This is a genomic window from Vibrio sp. SCSIO 43097, from assembly GCF_023650755.1.
Classification (GTDB): domain Bacteria; phylum Pseudomonadota; class Gammaproteobacteria; order Enterobacterales; family Vibrionaceae; genus Vibrio; species Vibrio alginolyticus.
Map to the genome: position 1 here is coordinate 650,459 of NZ_CP071841.1, position 18,085 is coordinate 668,543.

Annotated in this window: 17 protein-coding genes; 2 read left to right on the plus strand and 15 right to left on the minus strand. The window is 42.8% G+C overall.

What is annotated here, in order from left to right:
- Positions 1 to 30 precede the first annotated feature (30 nt).
- The 14 genes from vctC to rbsD form a co-directional block, all read right to left on the minus strand.
- Positions 31 to 786, minus strand: coding sequence for an iron chelate ABC transporter ATP-binding protein VctC (vctC, locus tag J4N40_RS19290; protein WP_017635379.1), 756 nt, complete (start codon positions 784 to 786; stop codon positions 31 to 33).
- 2 nt (positions 787 to 788) lie between these two features.
- Complete coding sequence (gene vctG, locus J4N40_RS19295; RefSeq protein ID WP_005376631.1) at positions 789 to 1,739, minus strand: iron chelate uptake ABC transporter permease subunit VctG; 951 nt, start codon at positions 1,737 to 1,739, stop codon at positions 789 to 791.
- Positions 1,732 to 2,667 carry an iron chelate uptake ABC transporter permease subunit VctD gene (vctD, locus tag J4N40_RS19300; protein ID WP_017820306.1) on the minus strand — a complete coding sequence of 312 codons (936 nt, stop codon included), beginning with the start codon at positions 2,665 to 2,667 and terminating at the stop codon, positions 1,732 to 1,734. Before vctD ends, vctG begins: the two co-directional genes overlap by 8 nt.
- 22 nt (positions 2,668 to 2,689) lie before the next feature.
- Positions 2,690 to 3,598, minus strand: a complete 909-nt coding sequence (locus tag J4N40_RS19305; protein ID WP_005376635.1) for a siderophore ABC transporter substrate-binding protein — start codon at positions 3,596 to 3,598, stop codon at positions 2,690 to 2,692.
- Positions 3,599 to 3,761: 163 nt separating this feature from the next.
- On the minus strand, positions 3,762 to 4,442 hold the full coding sequence (locus J4N40_RS19310) for a Crp/Fnr family transcriptional regulator (RefSeq protein WP_005382613.1): 681 nt from the start codon (positions 4,440 to 4,442) through the stop codon (positions 3,762 to 3,764).
- A 134-nt stretch (positions 4,443 to 4,576) separates the two neighbouring features.
- The gene (locus J4N40_RS19315) at positions 4,577 to 5,308 is read right to left on the minus strand and encodes a nucleoside phosphorylase (protein ID WP_017635382.1); all 732 of its coding nucleotides are present in this window, start codon (positions 5,306 to 5,308) and stop codon (positions 4,577 to 4,579) included.
- Positions 5,309 to 5,318: 10 nt separating this feature from the next.
- Entirely contained in the window at positions 5,319 to 6,050 is a 732-nt protein-coding gene (pnuC, locus tag J4N40_RS19320; RefSeq protein ID WP_171345626.1) for a nicotinamide riboside transporter PnuC, read from the minus strand.
- A gap of 160 nt (positions 6,051 to 6,210) precedes the next feature.
- Positions 6,211 to 6,429: a hypothetical protein gene (locus J4N40_RS19325; protein WP_005499106.1), complete on the minus strand. Its 219-nt coding sequence runs from the start codon at positions 6,427 to 6,429 to the stop codon at positions 6,211 to 6,213.
- Between the two features lie 230 nt (positions 6,430 to 6,659).
- Positions 6,660 to 7,667, minus strand: coding sequence for a substrate-binding domain-containing protein (locus tag J4N40_RS19330; RefSeq protein ID WP_033906467.1), 1,008 nt, complete (start codon positions 7,665 to 7,667; stop codon positions 6,660 to 6,662).
- Positions 7,668 to 7,702: 35 nt separating this feature from the next.
- Positions 7,703 to 8,620 (minus strand): ribokinase, encoded by a 918-nt coding sequence (gene rbsK / locus J4N40_RS19335; RefSeq protein ID WP_047101385.1) that lies wholly within the window; start codon positions 8,618 to 8,620, stop codon positions 7,703 to 7,705.
- Positions 8,621 to 8,843: 223 nt separating this feature from the next.
- Positions 8,844 to 9,722, minus strand: a complete 879-nt coding sequence (gene rbsB, locus J4N40_RS19340; RefSeq protein WP_005373143.1) for a ribose ABC transporter substrate-binding protein RbsB — start codon at positions 9,720 to 9,722, stop codon at positions 8,844 to 8,846.
- Positions 9,723 to 9,807: 85 nt separating this feature from the next.
- Positions 9,808 to 10,791 (minus strand): ribose ABC transporter permease, encoded by a 984-nt coding sequence (rbsC, locus tag J4N40_RS19345; protein WP_005382618.1) that lies wholly within the window; start codon positions 10,789 to 10,791, stop codon positions 9,808 to 9,810.
- Positions 10,788 to 12,293, minus strand: a complete 1,506-nt coding sequence (gene rbsA / locus J4N40_RS19350; protein WP_206954260.1) for a ribose ABC transporter ATP-binding protein RbsA — start codon at positions 12,291 to 12,293, stop codon at positions 10,788 to 10,790. Before rbsA ends, rbsC begins: the two co-directional genes overlap by 4 nt.
- A gap of 23 nt (positions 12,294 to 12,316) precedes the next feature.
- Positions 12,317 to 12,736 carry a D-ribose pyranase gene (gene rbsD / locus J4N40_RS19355; RefSeq protein WP_005382620.1) on the minus strand — a complete coding sequence of 140 codons (420 nt, stop codon included), beginning with the start codon at positions 12,734 to 12,736 and terminating at the stop codon, positions 12,317 to 12,319.
- A gap of 472 nt (positions 12,737 to 13,208) precedes the next feature.
- Between rbsD and J4N40_RS19360 the strand changes: the two genes are divergently transcribed.
- Entirely contained in the window at positions 13,209 to 15,569 is a 2,361-nt protein-coding gene (locus J4N40_RS19360) for an EAL domain-containing protein (RefSeq protein WP_238970430.1), read from the plus strand.
- A 139-nt stretch (positions 15,570 to 15,708) separates the two neighbouring features.
- On the opposite strand, the gene J4N40_RS19365 is transcribed toward J4N40_RS19360, so the two are convergent.
- On the minus strand, positions 15,709 to 16,284 hold the full coding sequence (locus J4N40_RS19365) for an imm11 family protein (RefSeq protein WP_206954258.1): 576 nt from the start codon (positions 16,282 to 16,284) through the stop codon (positions 15,709 to 15,711).
- Positions 16,285 to 17,121: 837 nt separating this feature from the next.
- On the opposite strand from J4N40_RS19365, the gene J4N40_RS19370 reads away from it, so the two are divergent.
- Positions 17,122 to 17,763 (plus strand): murein L,D-transpeptidase catalytic domain family protein, encoded by a 642-nt coding sequence (locus tag J4N40_RS19370; protein ID WP_005373154.1) that lies wholly within the window; start codon positions 17,122 to 17,124, stop codon positions 17,761 to 17,763.
- Positions 17,764 to 18,085: the final 322 nt, after the last annotated feature.

Genomic DNA, 18,085 nt, shown 5'->3' on the forward strand with positions numbered 1-18,085 from the left:
ATTGATCTCGTTAAAAACGAACTAGTTCGCTTAATGATAAGTACACATGCGCTTACCGTTTAACTCTATGATGTTAAATGGCGTTTCATAGATGTCCTCTAGCGTAGATGCTTGAATAACCTCTTCAACCGCACCACTCGCCACAACTTTACCTTTCTTAAGCGCCAATATGACATCTGAGTAACACGCCGCGAAATTAATATCATGAATCACGACCACCATGGCTTTATTCATGTCATGGGCTAACTGCTGCACAACTTTCATGATCTGAAGAGAGTGTTTGATATCTAAGTTATTAAGAGGCTCATCAAGAAAGACATAGTCTGTATCTTGTGCAATCACCATAGCAATAAATGCAAGCTGTCGCTGACCACCACTTAATTCATCCAAGTATTTGTCTTGAATATCTTGCAAATCTAAGTAGTCGATCGCTTGTTCTATGACCTCATGATCTTCTTTAGTCAGATTTCCTTTAGAGTATGGGAAACGACCAAAAGAGACTAACTCTTTTACGGTAAACCGCATTGTAATCGAGTTAGCTTGGCGAAGTACTGCCAGTTTTTTCGCTAGCTCTTTTGTGTCCCATTCCGCGATTTCCTTGCAATCAATGATAACACTACCGCCATCTCGCTCCGTTAAGCGCGAGGCCATAGATAACAGCGTGCTCTTTCCCGCGCCATTTGGACCGATAATCGATGTTACCTTGCCCTTTTCAAACTGAGTATTGGCCTCGTCTACGACTTTGTTTGAACCGAAAGCCTTCGTTAATTTGTCTATTACTATCATATTTATACAACTTTGTTTTTCAGCAGCAGGTATAAGAAATACGCACCGCCGATAAAGTTAATTACGACACTCAACGTCGTCTCAAAACTGAACACGTTTTCGATTATCCATTGCCCAGCAAGTAGTGAACTGATGGATAGAAACGAACATCCGACCAATAGCGTTTTATGTTGGTAACTTCGGAACATTTCTCGGCTTAAGTTGGTCACTAGTAAACCAAAGAACATGATTGGCCCTACCAAAGCCGTAGAAATAGCAATCAAAACCGCCGAGATAATAAACACATTTCTCGTCACTTTAGGTACATCAACACCCAAGCTTTTCGCATTGTCTTGGTCGAGCCAAAACACATCTAAAGTGCGATGCATCCTAAACAACAACCAACATGCAAACATCAAAGCCGGAGCACTAAAGTAAACCAAGTTCACTTTGACATTATTGAAACTGGCGTACAGTTTCGACTGAACAATTGCATATGTGTTTGGGTCCATCAGCAAAGAAAAGAATGACGCCGCATTGGAAAATAGCTGACCAAAGATCAAGCCGACCAATAGCAACGTAATCAAGTTCTTGCTGCCTTTTGAAAAGTAAAACCCAAACAGCAGTAGCGAAAACGACACCATTACAATTACTGCAATCGCGAAATTGACGTACAAGTTAAGAACTAAGGTACTCAACCCACCAAAAATCAACACGATCAAAATTTGGGTTAACACATACAGCGCATCAAAACCCATGATACTTGGCGTTAAAATTCGGTTGTGCGTAATGGTTTGAAATACAAGTGAAGACTGAGCAATGGCCACACCCGCTAGCACTATCGCCAATACTTTAGGAACTCTACGAGACAAAAAATATTGGTAGTTGTCAGCCGTTAGCCCAATACCAATAAACAGACACGCGAAAAGAATCGCAATGCCACCTAGCAGCAGGATTTTCGTTGAATCACGCATGTTGCTTACCTCGCAACAACATAGCGATGAATACCACGCCACCCAATATGCTGATCACGATAGAGATTGGCATTTCATGAGGGAAAATAATTAAACGACTCACCAAATCGCAACACAACACTAAAATGGCCCCATACATGGCCGTAAGCGGAATGTTCTTTTTGAGGTTATCGCCATAAAAGTGACTCACGAGATTCGGCACAATCAGCCCTAGGAATGGCAACTGGCCAACAATCATCACGACACTTGCTGACATGATGGACACCAATAGCACGCCAATCGTCACAACCTGCTGATAATTCAAACCCAAGTTAATCGCGAAATCTTTTCCGATACCTACGGCAGAGATCCTTGCGGCAAAAAGATAGCTGAGGATAACCATTGGTACCGCGATGTACAGCAGTTCAAAATCACCACGCAAGATGTTGGCGAAGTTTGCGACTGTCCAAGCATTCAGACTTTGAAGTGCATCATATTTGTAAGCGATAAACGTAGTCATGGATTGGATGACATTGCCGAAAATAATCCCGACAAGTGGCACAAAAACCACGCTCTTAAATTGAATGCGCTGAATAAAGAAAACAAACGCCAGCGTCCCAAATACCGAGATGCCGAACACGAGCCAAAGGTGATTATCATTACCAAAGAAAACCACGCTCAGTACATAGCCCAGCATGGCACATTCGATCGTACCAGTTGTAGAAGGTGCCGCAAATCGGTTCTGGCTGATTTGCTGCATGACAAGACCTGCAATACTCAAGCCAGCACCAGCAAGCAATATGGCAAATAAACGTGGTATACGGCTGGTAAAGAAAAGTTCTAATGCTTTCTCATCACCTGAAAAGAGTTGTTGGGGCGTCATGTTTGCCACCCCAACAAATAACGAAACCGTGCTTAAAACCACAAGGGTTAGCAATAACTTCTTCAAAGTTAACCTCTGCTATCTTGGATTACAGTTCAACGGTTTGCTTTATCTCACTGACCATTTTTTCTGTTGCTGTCACACCAGACATCGATAAGTACCACGCGTCCACATCTAAATAAGTGATTTTATGATTTTTATATGCTGCGGTCGCTTTGACTAAGTCGTTATCCATGGATTTACGAATATCGTTATCCGGCGTACCTGTCAGAGAATTTCGGTCAACCACGAGAATATTTTTCGGGTTAGCTTCACGAATAAACTCATAAGAAATGACATCTCCGTGAGTGCCCGTTTTCACGTGCTCAACCGTTTCCAAGAAGCCAAAGTCGTTATAAATGACGCCAAATCGCGACTGGGCACCAAACGCGCTGATGTTGTCACCCATGCTCAAAATCGTTAATGCATCATTTTTGTTCGATTGGTTGTAGTCACGGATTGCTTTGAATTGAGCATCTAGCGCTTCAATTTTCTGCTCTACTTTTTCTTCGATATTAAAGATCTTACCAATATTGCGCCATTGCGCTTGCGTGCCTTCCCAATAGCCTTGGTTCTCTTTCGCCGCAAAAACAACTGTAGGGGCAATTTCACTCAGCTCTTCATATTTCGCAGACGCTCGCGGACCAACCAAAATCAAATCCGGTTTTTGCATGTAGATGGTTTCAAAATCAGGTTCAAACAAACTACCCGCAGAGGTGTAGTTATCTTTGCTGTATTTTGAAAGGTAACTAGGAAGATTAGAAGAGTTAGATACTGCAACAGGATCGATACCAAAGTTGTCCAACGCATCTAGCGGGCCAAAGCCAATCACAACCACACGCTCTGGGGATTGTTCTAGCTCTGTTTGACCCATGTAGTGGTCAATCACAACTTTAGCAGCGAAAGAAGGAGAAACAGTAAATAACGACAGCATAGCCGCACCAACGAATTTTTTCATTTTGTTAAGCCTTAATGAGATCTATTATCATACGCGTTCGCAATATAACGCTACTCTTTAATGCATTCAACAAAATTTAAGGTACTTTACATTAGTTACGTTTACTCAAGACTTAGATATATCAAAGACTTATAAAACCCATCAGTTCCAATACCTGGGCGTATCATTCATGCGCTTCAATAAACGCTTTGAGTGCCAGCTCATCAATAATCTCCAAACCGTTGTCCGTTTTTGTAATCAATCCCTTTTCAATCAAGTCCTTAACTGCACGTCGATAGACTCGGCCTGAGGTACCAAACCGCTCAGCCTCTTGGTTCACTTTATCAAAACCACCAAGCAACTTATCCGTCTGATTACGGACGAGAAGATCATAGGCAATGTTGTAAGTAATGGGATGCAACAAACGATTAGTGTAGATATCCATGGAGTCTTGATAATCCTCAGCCAATGCTGAAGCGAAGAACACCATCATTTGGGGATGATTTTGCAGTGCTTCGGTTAGTTTTTGGATACAGATAACATCAACCTGCATATGTTCATCTGCTATCACATTCCATTGACAAGGAGTCTGAGTGAAGAACTCCATTTCACCATAAATATGATAGTCGCAGTTAGCTTCCCCTAATTGAAAACGTCGTCCATTTGCGGCCAATATGTTCATCGAGACTCGACCTACTGGCACAACATACAAGTACTGAAGTTGCTCACCTTGGCGGAGAATTGCTTCCCCAGCATCAAAGTAACGCGAATTTATTTGGCATTGATAAATCAAATCGCGAAAGGTGGCACTCTTTTCTTCAAGGTATGTTTTGAAGCGACCAGTCGGATAAGGGCTGATTTTCATTTTCTGCTCTCTCAGAAAAAGTTACGGACAACTATTTAAGGTGGATTGTACCCCGTAACTCCAAATAAAAAAGCGACAGTGAGCTGTCGCTTTACATCTATTCTGTTTATGTGACTTACTGAGATAGAGACTGGCTAACGCTGAGCAACCAAGGCTTCTAATGCCGTAATCGCGGCACTCTTCTCACCTTGCATCATTACTTTGGCTTCATCAACGTACTGACCAACACCTTCTTTCACATCTTGTTGATACAGCACCACGTTGTTTAATATCGAAGCCACATGAAGGCCTCGTAGTCGACCGACCGTAAACAGCGCAGAGGTTTCCATATCGGCACCTAAGATGCCTTTCTTGTTCCAATGTTGGCATATTGCATCTTCGTCATCGGTATAGAAACTGTCGTGAGAACGCACCACACCAAAATGATAATGCACTTTTTGCATCGACAAGTAACGCTCAACTTCCTTTAACAGTGAAAAGCTTGCGTAGGCTGGATAAGACGAATCGACATACGCTTTAGAGCCGCCCTCATCTCTTACCGCGCCTTCGGCAATGATCAACTCGCCAAGGTGAATGCCTGATTGCATTGCCCCCGCCGATCCAACACGTACCACATGAGTCACACCGCACTGTTTTAGCTCTTCCACTGCGATGATCATCGATGGCGCACCTATACCTGTACTACACACTGAAACAGGCTTGCCTTTGTAGTTGCCGGTAAACACACGGTACTCGCGGTTTTCCGACACCATTTCTGCATCATCAAATAATGCCGCGATACGATTCGCTCGATCTGGCTCGCCGCATACAATAACGAGGGGAGCGATTTGTGTTTCATCCACTCCGATATGAGGTTGTTTGGCCATTTTTCGTTCCTTACGCAGCAGCGTGCGCTAAGGTTTTATCGCCATTGCGCTTAGCGCTACGAGCCCACTCACGCGTGCCATTGGCAGCGATGAACATAAGAATCGCGTACTGAACAGACATTGCGTAAACACCTTGCGTCGCGTAGATACCCACACTGATAATATTAATCACGACCCATAGAATCCAGTTTTCGACGTATTTACGTGTCATCAGAATTTGTGCAACAACAGAAAGTACTGTCATGGTCGCATCCCAGAACGGAAACGCGTCAGGTTCAAGCACCGGTTCAGCCAAGCCAGCACCAAAGAGATTCAAGCTATCAACAGCAATGTTTGCTAGCGCAAAGAAAAATGGGTCGATATAGATCGTTAATAATGCGATACATGCAACGCTAATAGAGGCAGTAGTAATAAGTTTCTGTTTATTTAACCAGCGAACTTCCAGCGTTTCACCTTGTGCGTTTGGACGGGTCCACGCATACCAGCCGTAAATGTTCGCACAGAAGAAAAACAATTGAAGAAGCAATAATCCGTATAACTGAATTTGAAAAAAGATAACGGCAAAAAGCGTGACATTCAGCAAACCGAATAAGTAGTTGATGGTTTTTTCTTGGCTGGCAAACCAAATGCAAAGCAGTCCAAAAACGGTACCGAAAGCTTCGATCCAACTCATTGCGTAGCCGTCGCCGATCGGAATGTTAAAGAGAGTATTATTAATATCGAGTAAGGCAAAGAGGTCCATAACATGTCCTTTATTATTTTGTTTGGAATACGCCTATATTAGAACGTGATATCCAACAAAAAGGAGGACATTTGTCCTCCTCTTGATGCACTCGATCATAAATCAGATTCATTACTTACTTGAAAGTACCTATTTATCTCAATTATTCATTCCAAATGAACTAGGACTCGTGTCCTAGGTAGCGCTTTTTGAACGTCGATGCTGACGCGAACAGTAAAGTCGAAGCAAATGTAAACACCACGCCAGCCAAGTATACATACTCTTCATTCGCAAGTAGTTCATAAACACTCACGACAAACACCGTTAATACTAGTGAAATATTGAAACGGTGAAACCACGGCCTCTTTACTGAATACTGTGCATATCTCTTAACTAACATAAAGATTTTCCATTCATCTCAATAATTTATAAATCTAATTATAGGCTTTATTAATAATAAGCTTTTTAAGCACTATCGACACGAAATCTTTCGAGTTACTCGCAAAAAATCACACTTTTCAAATGTTGAGTTAATAAATTCGAACATCTGTTTTGCATGCTTATTTATTTTTTAGCCCATTTTTTATAAATTATATGCACTAAATTTGTTAACCATGCGTTTGTTTTTAATTAAGAGAAATTCGTCACACTGTTGCGTACAACCAATGTTGGTTCCAGTTGAACGACTTGAGCGTCGTTAGATTTGTCGTCCAGTCTTCGTACAAGAGTCTCAACGGCAGCCTGCCCCAAACGGTACTTAGGCTGATGAATGGTAGTTAGCGATGGCGACATAAATTTCGCGATATGGATGTCATCGTAACCAATAATGGACAGGTCGTCCGGCACTTTAATATCGAGCTCATTTGCGGCGTTAATCACCCCCATCGCCATCATATCGTTAGAGACGAAAATCGAGCTAGGTAATGCGCCACGCTGAGCCATTTTTTTGAACGCTTGATACCCACCCTCACACTCGAAGTCCGATTCAATGATCCAATTGGCATTAAATTCCAAGCCCGCTTCGTTCATTGCTCGCTTATAACCTTCGTATCGCATTTGCGCTTGGTGTTTAATCAAAGGGCCAGTGATGCACCCAATTTCGGTATGGCCGCAATCAATTAAGTATTTCGCCGCTAAGTAACCGCCACGAAGTGAGTTGTCTTGGATTTTATCGCTTGTAAATAGCATCGGCCCCCAGTCCATTACCACTACTGGGATATCTGGGTAACGCTCAAATACATCGATACGCTCTCCTTCTAGCGACGAACACATCAAAATCAAACCATCGACACGCTTTTGCAATAGCGTATTAATGGATTGACGCATACGTTCGTTATCACCCTCGGTGTTACATAAAATGAGGCTGTAGCCTTTTTGGTAGCAGCTGCGCTCTACGCCTTTTACGACTTCGCCAAAGAATGGGTTGGTTGAGGTTGTCACGAGCATACCAATGGTTTTGGTACGATTGACTTTGAGGCTACGCGCCAACGCAGAGGGCGCGTAGTAGTTAAGCTCTTTTGCGGCATTGTTAACGCGTTCAGAGATCTCTTCGCTCACAAAACGCGTCTTGTTAATAACATGGCTCACTGTTGAAGTGGAAACCCCTGCCAGTTTTGCGATGTCTTTCATCGTCGCCATGTTACTACTCCTATTTTAATGAGGCGTTGTGCGCCTTATTGTTCAGCGAGAAACGCGTCCACCTCTTCGCGGGTTGGAATCGACGTTTGCGCGCCAAAGCGGGTCACAGAAATTGCAGCCGCCGCATGTGCAAACTTAATCGCTGATTCTAAAGGTAAATCTTCTAGGAGACCAGTGACGAATGCCCCATTAAATGTATCGCCCGCAGCGGTAGTATCCGTCGCTTCAACGCGGAAACCCGAGATGATTTCGCCTCGACCGTTTTGGCTTAACCAAACGCCTTTTGCACCGAGTGTGATCATGACAATTTCTATACCTTTACCATGTAGCACATTCGCCGCTTCTTGCGCGCTTTCGTTGTCTGTTACAGTAATACCTGTCAGAACTTCAGCTTCCGTTTCATTTGGTGTAATCACGTCAATGCAAGACAGTAATTCATCTGACAGTTCGCGAGCTGGCGCAGGATTCAAAATGACATTGGTTTTGGCATCTTTCGCTACACGCGCAGCTTTCTCAATGCCGCACATCGGCGTTTCCAATTGCATTAGCAAGTAATCTGCTTGGCGAATGCGCTCTAAATCTGGCTCAATCGCTTCTGCTGTCAGTTTGGCGTTCGCTTCAGCTGAAATGCAAATGCTGTTCTCACCACTGTCCGACACTTGAATCATCGCGATACCTGTCGGGCAATTTGGCTGCATCTTCACACCAGTGATATCGATGCCGTCCATTTTGAAGTTTTCGCGAATGTTAATGCCGAATGAGTCGTCGCCCACACAAGCGATAAAACCGATGTCTGCATTTAATCGCGCCGCCGCGACGGCTTGGTTGGCACCTTTGCCACCTGGGATAACTTGATAGTTGCGACCATGCAGCGTCTCGCCTGGGCGAGGGAAAGAAGGCACTTGAAGAACATGGTCAGCGTTTACACTACCTAACACCACTAACTTATTCATACGGTTATCCTCGGTTCTGAATGAACCCTTTTTAAAAACTGTTTAGGAAAATACATTAGATGACTTTAACTTCTCTTCCTGACGAAGGAGTCTCGATAAAAAACCAAAGGCATCTATACCCCACACTTTGCAGTATTTTGGGTAAGTTTGCCCTCACCTCCTAAACGACAGATATAAACGGAGGAGAGAGCAAAAATTAGGATGATTTATTGGAACTTGAAACTTACTTAGTGACTACTTTTAGTGGTACTGGGATGTACTCTTCTACTTCTTCACCTTTCAAAACTTTGTCAGCCGTTTCAACACCTAAAGCACCGATAAGGTCTGGTTGCTGAGCAATAGTTGCCGCTAGTTTGCCACGGTTAACTGCTGCAATGCCGTCTTCCGTACCATCAAAACCAACGATAACGACATCTTTGCCAGAAGCTTGAACTGCGCGAAGTGCACCTAGCGCCATTTCATCATTCTGTGCAAATACCGCTTGTACATCCGGGTTAGCCGCTAGCAGGTTTTCCATTACGTTTAGACCTTTTGTGCGGTCAAAGTCAGCTGGTTGGCTAGCAAGAAGATCCATATCGCTGCCCTTCACGGCATTCATAAAGCCTTCACCGCGCTCACGCGCTGCCGATGTGCCCGCAATACCTTCAAGTTGAATGACTTTTGCTTTTTCGCCGACTTTTTCCATGATGTAGTGGCCTGCCATTTCACCACCAATTACGTTGTCCGACGCGATGTGACTCACAACTTCACCACGGCTTGCACCACGGTCTAATGTCAACACAGGGATCTTAGAACGGTTCGCCATACGAATTGCATTAGACACTGCATCAGAATCCGTTGGGTTGATAAGAATTGCTTTTACGCCGCGAATACTTAAATCCTCGATGTTCGACAGTTCTTTACTCGGGTCATTTTGCGAGTCCAGTACAATTAAGTCGTACCCCAATTCTTTCGCTTTTGCTTCCGCACCGTCTTTCATCGTTACGAAGAACGGGTTGTTTAGCGTCGAAACCACAATCGCCATGGTATCTTGAGCTTGCGCCGCTACCGATACGGTTGAAGAAAGAAGTGCAGCAGAGATAAGAGTTGCAAGTTTTTTCATCGTTCTAGTCCTTTGTGTAGGGTGAGCCAGTACACGTCCCCTGACTCGGTTTGTATTCACTGTTATATATACAGATTGTTATGAATTACTTGTTTTTGTTGTCTACCAATACCGCAAGCAAGATAACCACTGCTTTTGCAATCATTTGGTAGTAAGAAGAAACATCAAGTAGGTTAAGTGCATTGTTCAAGAAACCGATGATCAGCGCACCAATCAAGGTACCCATGATACGGCCTTTACCGCCCATCAAGCTGGTACCGCCAAGAACAACCGCTGCGATAGCGTCTAGCTCGTAGCCCATACCTGCTGTTGGCTGCGCCGAAGAAAGACGAGACGTTACAATAATACCTGCAAGCGCTGCTAACATACCGCAGATGGCGTAGACACCAATCTTCACTCGGTCTACATTGATACCTGATAGGCGAGTCGCAGACTCATTGCCGCCTAGTGCGTAAACATAGCGACCAAAGCGCGTGTGGTTAAGTAAATACCAAGCCGCAGCGAACACAACCACCATTAACCAAACAGGAACTGGAATGCCTAGCGCGTAGCCAGTACCAAACCATGCGAACGCATCCGCGGTGTCAGTAAAGCCTGTCGAGATTGGTCGACCTTCGGTGTACACCATGGTCACACCACGTAGTAACGTCATGGTAACCAGCGTAGCGATAAATGCCTGCACCTTACCCTTCGCAATAATGATACCGCTGATCGCACCTAACGCTGCACCTGCGACTAAAGCAGTTGGAACCGCCACCAGCACCGGAACCTCAAGCGCAATCATGCTTGCCGCAAAGGCACCACACAATGCCAATACCGAACCAACACTTAAGTCGATGCCTGCTGTTAAAATAACTAATGTCATACCCACTGCGATAATGGCATTCACGGAGGTTTGACGAAGAATGTTGAGAATGTTGTCGACCGTAAAAAAGTTCGGGTTCAAAAATGACACAACAACGATCAGAAAGATCAAAGCTATCAGTGATTTTTGCTCAATCAGCCACTCTTTTGTGAACAACTTCTTGTTGCCAGTTTCGGTTGGTTTGCTCATGGTATTCGTACTCATGCTGCTTCCTCATTGATCTCTTTGCCTACGGCACAGGCGAGTAATTTTTCTTGATCGGCGTCTTTCGCATCAAATTCGCCAGTGATACGACCTTCATGCATCACTAAAATACGGTCGCTCATGCCGAGCACTTCAGGCATCTCGGAAGAAACCAAGATGATGCTCATGCCTTCGGCCTTAAACTTGTTGATGAGCTGATAAATCTCTTTTTTTGCTCCGACATCAACACCACGTGTCGGCTCATCCAGAATCAGAACTTTAGGCTTCGTCATTAACCCTTTCGCTATCGCAACTTTTTGCTGGTTACCACCAGATAAGTTGCCGATGATTTGATCTCGCGTTGGGGTTTTAATGTTGAATAACTTAATAAAATCTTCCACAGCAATCACTTCGTCGCTGTGTTGAATCTGGAAGCCTTTGGTCAGCTGGTTTAGCGAACAAAGTGACATGTTCTCCTTAACCGAAAGACCTAAAACCAAACCATCGCCTTTGCGATCTTCAGAGATGTAAGCGATACCATTTGCCAAACCATCTTGCGGGCTAACCGGGTTAATAGTTTTGTTATCAAGATTGATAACACCATGCTCACTAGGTAATGCGCCGTAAATGACTTTCATGAGTTCAGTGCGGCCTGCGCCCATCAAGCCAGAAATTCCAAGAATCTCACCACGCTTGAGAGTAAAGCTCACATCCTGAACGCCAGACCCAGTCAAACCAATGACTTCAAGACAAGTTTCGCCATGTTGGACATCAATACGTGGATATTGCTCTTCTAATTTTCGGCCAACCATCATTTCAATTAGGCCATCTTCATCAGTGTCGGACACCTTGCACTCACCGATAAACTTACCATCACGAAGCACGGTAATGTCGTCACAGATTTCAAAGATTTCTTTAAGACGATGCGAAATGTATACGATGCCGCATCCTTGCTCGCGGAGCTCATTAATCACTTTAAACAGTGATTCCGTTTCGGTATCGGTCAATGCGTCCGTTGGCTCATCCATAATGATGACTTTCGACTCAAACGAAAGTGCCTTTGCAATTTCCACCATTTGTTGTTCACCAAGGCTTAAATCGCCAAGCAATGTTTTTGATGAATGCTTTACATTGAGGCGTTTTAAAAGCTTGTCAGCTTCGTCATACATTTTGCTCCACTGGATACGCCCTAAGGATCCAGTGAACTCTCGTCCCAAGTAAATATTTTCGGCAATCGTCAGTTCAGGAATCAGGTTCAGCTCTTGGTGAATAATGCTAATACCAGCTTCCTGTGAATCGCGTGGACCTTTAAAGGCCGCCGGCTGACCTTGATATTGAATGCTCCCCGCATCCATGTGGTAAATGCCTGTCAACACCTTCATTAACGTTGACTTGCCTGCTCCATTTTCACCCATCAGCGCCATAACACGGCCTGGATAAACATTCAGGCTTGCTTTGTCGAGTGCTTTTACGCCCGGAAACGCCTTCTCAATTTCGCTTAGTTGTAGAATGGCTTGAGTCATAATCTGTCCTCAATATCTCTGGCTTAAAAAACCACGCCCGCTTGGAAAATAACGTTCGCATATGGCGAGCATTCGCCCGTTCTTACGATAGCGCGACTTTGGGCCGTGCGTGCTTTAAACGCTTCATGTGACACGTAGCTCACCTCAATAGATTTGCCCGTTTCTTCACTCTCTTTGCTCAGTTCGTTGAGCAACGCTTCATGCAAAACTGGGCTTGCATCAGAGAACTCTTCCGCAATGATGACCCCTTCGATTTGGGACTCAGATAGAATTACGCGAACAGTATCAAGAAAACTTGGTACCCCATGCGTTAGCGCCAAATCGATTCGCTGAACATGCTCTGGGATTGGTAGACCAGCATCACATATAGTGATCTCGTCGGTGTGGCCTAGCGTCGCCACCAAGTAAGAAATATCTGAGTTAATTAGGGTACTTTTTTTCATCTCATCGACCTTTCGGTTACACGTTCATACAACCATGAGCGCCTGTTTTAAAGTGTTTTGTTATTAACAGAAAACTCATCGAAACGTTTCGATGAAATAATAATTCGTCATCGCAATTTGACCAGTGTGAGATCGATAAGGTGTGAGAATGATCTGTAATTCAATTGTCATTGAATAGGAAAAGTGCACTTGAGTCACACTTTATCATCGAAACGTTTCGATGACAGTATTTCCCTGTCATTACAGTTAGGTTTTATACAGGGAGGGAAGAAAAGAGACGTCCAACTACTGAGAAAACCTCTAGTTAATAAGCTCGAAACCTTTCACGTCATCACAATTCTTAGATAGCTGCCTGATTTTGGAGAACGCTCACCTTACAATCTGGTTACAATTTGCCAAAACACATCATCCGTTCAGTACCTTACCTGGTACGCGACGTTTGTAGGGACACAAACGGAAACTAAGAACCATAATGAAGTTAAGCAATAGAGTCATTTTGCTTGTCGCGCCAGTGATCTTATTAAGCGCGTTAGTATCTAGCTATATTATTTATAGCATTCAAAAAGTGACGCTCATCAAGCGGGAAGACAGCTATATTCAGTTGCAGATGGAAAAGCTCGCCGGGCAGTTTCGACAAGCGAATATTTTTCTTAATAGCTATGCCTATACGCTCAGTAAAAGTGATGTATTACAAGACTATTTGGTAAATCATAACAACCCCTATCGTGAACGAGTCTTGTTTAACCGATTAGACGAGACCGCTGAAGTATTGAGCCATGGTTACAAAGGCGATGCGAGCATGGCGATCCTCGACGGAAAACAAAACCTTCTCTACTACACAGAAAACAAATATTACGAATCATCGGGCGTGGTCGACCCAAAGGTGTTAGAGTACATATCACGAAGTTTCAATGAGAGAGAGGCTTTCAGTCATACTGGCTTTATTTATAACTCCAGTGGACAAAGCATTCTTCTTCAATATGAGGTCGTCGACAAAAGAACGGGGACTCACCCTTTGAGCTTTGACTCGAAAAATGTGTTTTTTGTGGTAGTTTCCGTATCACTTGAAGCCTTTAACGAGATTAAGCATGAAATCGAGTTTGACACGCACAGCGTGATTACTTTCGCCGACAAACCCATTTATCTTGATATTCCTCTCGCTCAAACCATTGAGCTGCTGCCGCACTTTTATGCCGTGCTTTCTCCTGCCGAATATTTAATGTGGAATAAAGTCGATAAAGTGTGGCTAGAACTTGCTTTCTCCTTTGGCGTAGCGGCGTTTTTCACCATCACATTAATCATTTTGGTGTTGTACCGCTATGTGTTGCGCCCTGTTTCTCGCCTTGATAAGCAGCTGAACGAACTTGAATCTAATCAACGTGACAATATTGAAAAGCTAGAAACAAACGATGAAATAGGACGCCTCTCTGCACGCTTTTTTGATATGTATGAGGAACTTAATGTCATCTATAAAAAGACAAAACGCCTAGCTGAAACGGATCACCTGACGCAACTCGCCAATCGCCATCGTTTTCATGAGCTTGCCACTCGTCAACTTATCTCCCCTTCGCAGTTTCTGTGGGTTGTTTACGTCGATCTTGATAACTTTAAATACGTGAATGATAAATACGGGCATGAATTGGGAGATAACTTATTAAAAGTGTTCTCATCACACATCAAGAATGCTTGTCAAAAGTTCTCGCACGATTACAACAGCCCCTGCTTTGCCGCCAGGTTATCTGGTGACGAATTTGCAATTTTGCTGAGCTCAAATCAAGAGGTAAAACGCTTGCCTGATTTGCTTGCATCAGAGTTACTAAAACCGATTAGTAATCTCAGTTCATCTTGGAGTAATTCATTTCCCGTTACGGCAAGCGTAGGTATTGCACAATATCCTCAAGACGGTACTGACATCGCGAAGTTACTCTCCAGTGCCGATGCGGCTATGTATCAAGCAAAACGGGCAGGGAAAAATCAATACGCCTATTATTCAGCCGCTCTCAATATTGAGTCTCAAAGACGAAGTCAGCTTGAACGTGCGCTCCGAAAAAGCAATGTAGAGGAAGAATTCCACCTTGTTTTTCAACCCTATATGAACAATCGAAGCAACGAAATTGAGGGGTTAGAAGTCTTGTTGCGCTGGGAAGCCGAAGGTATCGGCCCTATCCCCCCAAAGGAGTTTATTCCAATTGCAGAGCAAGCCGGATTATTTGATAAAATTGACCGCTGGGTTTTCGCCAATGCAACGGCGGAATACCATCAATTAAGGAATATTTTCGGTAAGGATATTGTTCTTTCGGTCAATCTTTCATCAGCAGAGCTAAACTCGATAGAAATGGCAAACTACATCCATGAACAAGCGACACTGCACAGTGTTAAACCAGAATGTATTGAGATAGAAATAACCGAAACCTTTGCCGCAGAACAACAAGGCACGGCCCTACTTGATGAGCTATCAAAACGTGGCTACCGTCTTGCAATTGATGACTTTGGTTCTGGTTACACATCGTTAACTCAGCTCGTTCAGTATCCGGTTCAAAAAATCAAATTTGATCGAGAGTTCCTCGTTACATTGATGAACACCAACAACGGACATGTGATCAAACCTATTATTGAGCTATGCCATGCCCAAAATAAAACGGTTACAGCAGAAGGTATTGAACACAATATGATGCATGAATGGTTATCGGCATACCGCTGCGACTATATGCAAGGCTATTTATTTGGCAAACCAATGACTAAAGAACAATTGAGCTTGTGGTGGCAATCGGCAAATGACGACAGTCGATTTGATGCGTCCATGGTCAGCTCAATTAGGGTTTCAAGAACATAAGTTAAGGGGAGAAGTACAGCAGTCACAGCTGTGGCGGCTGTATTTAGTTGTATATGAGCTTAATTGATAGATGCTCAGCTTTTGTTCCCCCATACCTATATCTATGACTTTAGTTGAGTAAATTACTATTTATTCGTTTTTAAACCAGCACTTCCTTGAAATCCAAACCGGTCAAATTCAGCGCTTTGACTCTATCGTACAAGCCACCTTTTTTGTCCGTGCAAAACGTTCTGAGCCCAGCACCTTTTACTCTGAACAAATCAGATTCATTAACGGCTTCTCTATTCAAAACGAGTTTCTTAAACGGTCTAACACGACTTAGCTTACCATGACGAAGATTATACTCGGTAGCAGAGGTATCAATGGCATCAATTTGAGTGACAATGTTTAATGCTCGCCAAGGCTTTCCTTGTAGATTTAATGGTAAAAATTCGACATTCTCGCTTAACACATTGAGCTTATCCGCAATAGAAGCGGATACAGCAAGAGTAAAAGATCCCCATGCTGCAATATCAGGCCTGGGTAATGGCTTTTCACCCTTAACGTCTAACCATTCAATATCAATACTTTTCCAACTGGCTTTAACAGGCTCTCCATAGAGTTGGATAGGTTTGCTTGCCGTTACTTGAAGAGACATTTCCAATGACGACTCTCGCAACATTGCAAAATCATTAACATTGGGAGTGACAATAAACACTTTATTAAATGCTGTCATAACCGTCCTTAAATCAATTTGAGCGCTTTCAAACCAAACCAAACCAAACCAAACATAATAGATAGAGTTTACTTTCATGTTCAAAAATTTAATGAATTCAGATCTGGCGTTCTTATATTTTAATTTCTAAGTTTTATTATTTATATATTTTAATCCACACGATAGAATTATTTTTTCAATTTTTACTATGTACCCTTCCTTATGTAATCGAATAAATTAGAGAATAAACAATAGCACGCATCACTTCACTTTTGTCGAGCTCATCACTCTCACTTAAACGATACATTCACAAGTTCAATTTTTGTACGACTTAGACTTGGCTTTGTCAATCGTGAATTAAAAACAACCGATTCACCGCTGTTTTACTGCCTTTTCTTACCACCCTGTTGTTTATTCATACATTATAAATGCACTTATACACATAACGATTCGGCGTTACGATTTGTTACGAGTTAAATCACAAACTTTTGAGGTATTGGATAAAGCGTAGAAAAAGAAAACACATTGAAATAAAAAGAGTTTCTAAAGTACGAAAAATAAAACGCCGTTTTTATAAATTAGCAACTTCACAAATATCCTTAAACACAGTTTTATTAATTACATATATCAGATATTATTTACGCCGAAGTTTATAGAAACCATCGTTAAACTTCATATTTTATATAAGTTTCAATTAGTTAGTTTTTAACTCGAAAACTTATCGTCAACCCAATATCAAGCACCTAAGCGTGCAATAAGAAACATTGGGAATAGAATTATATTGATGTGCATGTTGTTTTAACGAATGCATGAAGCAATCGGTAAATTTGTAACACCATAGAGTTTTATTTAGCCAAGATGAAAAAGTTAATTTTATTATTTACATGTGCGCTGTTGTCTGTCTCACCTTTTGCTTTTGCAAAACAATCAGATAACGAACCCAGGGATCATTTACGACCAAAGCAAGTTGAACATGTGTTTAAACAAGCCAAGCTAGATGGCATAGTAGACTTTAAGTTGTTCAGTGACGCTTACATCGCTTATCAGAAGACACCCGATAGAAAGAAGTCGGTACTAACGATCATCGACTATAGTAAACCATCAACTGAAAAGCGTTTTTATGTGGTTGATTTAGATAAAAAGAAGCTAATCTACAATACGTATGTTTCTCACGGCGTGAACAGCGGAAAGAAAACAGCGACACAGTTTTCAAATGTCGTGAACTCGCGAAAAACATCATTGGGCACTTTTTTGACTGATACCACTTACTACGGCTCAAATGGCTATTCACTTCGATTAGATGGGCTAAGCTCTGGATTAAACGACAAAGCTCGCGAGCGTTACATTGTCGTGCACGGTGCCGATTACGCAAACCCTTCCTTTATCAAGAAGAATGGATACCTCGGACGCAGTTGGGGTTGCCCTGCTTTACCAGAGAAGTTGTCTCGCGAGATCATTGACACTATAAAAGGCGGCAGCGTTATTTACGCAAGCGCGTAATACCTATGTGACACATATGGGGAAGAAAAAAGAAGATTCTATTTCTTCCCCAGTAATAATCCTGTTAGCTTAATCGTCCTGTGCAACGACTCTCTTTCCATTTTCGCTTACTCGAAAGCGAAAATTATTGTGTTATTCGCTCATATACCTAAGTGCGATCAGAAAACTCTGTTCATCCCCCTTCCATCTCGTTAGTATACGCTGAGTTCATCAGACACTGGCTTTCATCGTTATCATAGTTCCACTAAGATTCCTTAATCATGGTGGGTAACTGTGGCTTTATATGTTTAGGGTTACTTCTTGCGTTATCTACACCGTATAT

Excerpts from the sequence above, each read along its gene's own strand:
- J4N40_RS19325 (WP_005499106.1), bottom strand. The coding sequence starts at position 6,429 with ATGTTAGTTAAGAGATATGCACAGTATTCAGTAAAGAGGCCGTGGTTT.
- rbsD (WP_005382620.1), bottom strand. The coding sequence starts at position 12,736 with ATGAAAAAAAGTACCCTAATTAACTCAGATATTTCTTACTTGGTGGCG.
- J4N40_RS19365 (WP_206954258.1), bottom strand. The coding sequence starts at position 16,284 with ATGACAGCATTTAATAAAGTGTTTATTGTCACTCCCAATGTTAATGAT.
- rbsA (WP_206954260.1), bottom strand. The coding sequence starts at position 12,293 with ATGACTCAAGCCATTCTACAACTAAGCGAAATTGAGAAGGCGTTTCCG.
- vctC (WP_017635379.1), bottom strand. The coding sequence starts at position 786 with ATGATAGTAATAGACAAATTAACGAAGGCTTTCGGTTCAAACAAAGTC.
- J4N40_RS19370 (WP_005373154.1), top strand. The coding sequence starts at position 17,122 with ATGAAAAAGTTAATTTTATTATTTACATGTGCGCTGTTGTCTGTCTCA.
- rbsC (WP_005382618.1), bottom strand. The coding sequence starts at position 10,791 with ATGAGTACGAATACCATGAGCAAACCAACCGAAACTGGCAACAAGAAG.
- rbsB (WP_005373143.1), bottom strand. The coding sequence starts at position 9,722 with ATGAAAAAACTTGCAACTCTTATCTCTGCTGCACTTCTTTCTTCAACC.
- J4N40_RS19315 (WP_017635382.1), bottom strand. The coding sequence starts at position 5,308 with ATGGCCAAACAACCTCATATCGGAGTGGATGAAACACAAATCGCTCCC.
- J4N40_RS19360 (WP_238970430.1), top strand. The coding sequence starts at position 13,209 with ATGAAGTTAAGCAATAGAGTCATTTTGCTTGTCGCGCCAGTGATCTTA.
- J4N40_RS19305 (WP_005376635.1), bottom strand. The coding sequence starts at position 3,598 with ATGAAAAAATTCGTTGGTGCGGCTATGCTGTCGTTATTTACTGTTTCT.
- vctG (WP_005376631.1), bottom strand. The coding sequence starts at position 1,739 with ATGCGTGATTCAACGAAAATCCTGCTGCTAGGTGGCATTGCGATTCTT.
- rbsK (WP_047101385.1), bottom strand. The coding sequence starts at position 8,620 with ATGAATAAGTTAGTGGTGTTAGGTAGTGTAAACGCTGACCATGTTCTT.
- pnuC (WP_171345626.1), bottom strand. The coding sequence starts at position 6,050 with ATGGACCTCTTTGCCTTACTCGATATTAATAATACTCTCTTTAACATT.
- J4N40_RS19330 (WP_033906467.1), bottom strand. The coding sequence starts at position 7,667 with ATGGCGACGATGAAAGACATCGCAAAACTGGCAGGGGTTTCCACTTCA.
- J4N40_RS19310 (WP_005382613.1), bottom strand. The coding sequence starts at position 4,442 with ATGAAAATCAGCCCTTATCCGACTGGTCGCTTCAAAACATACCTTGAA.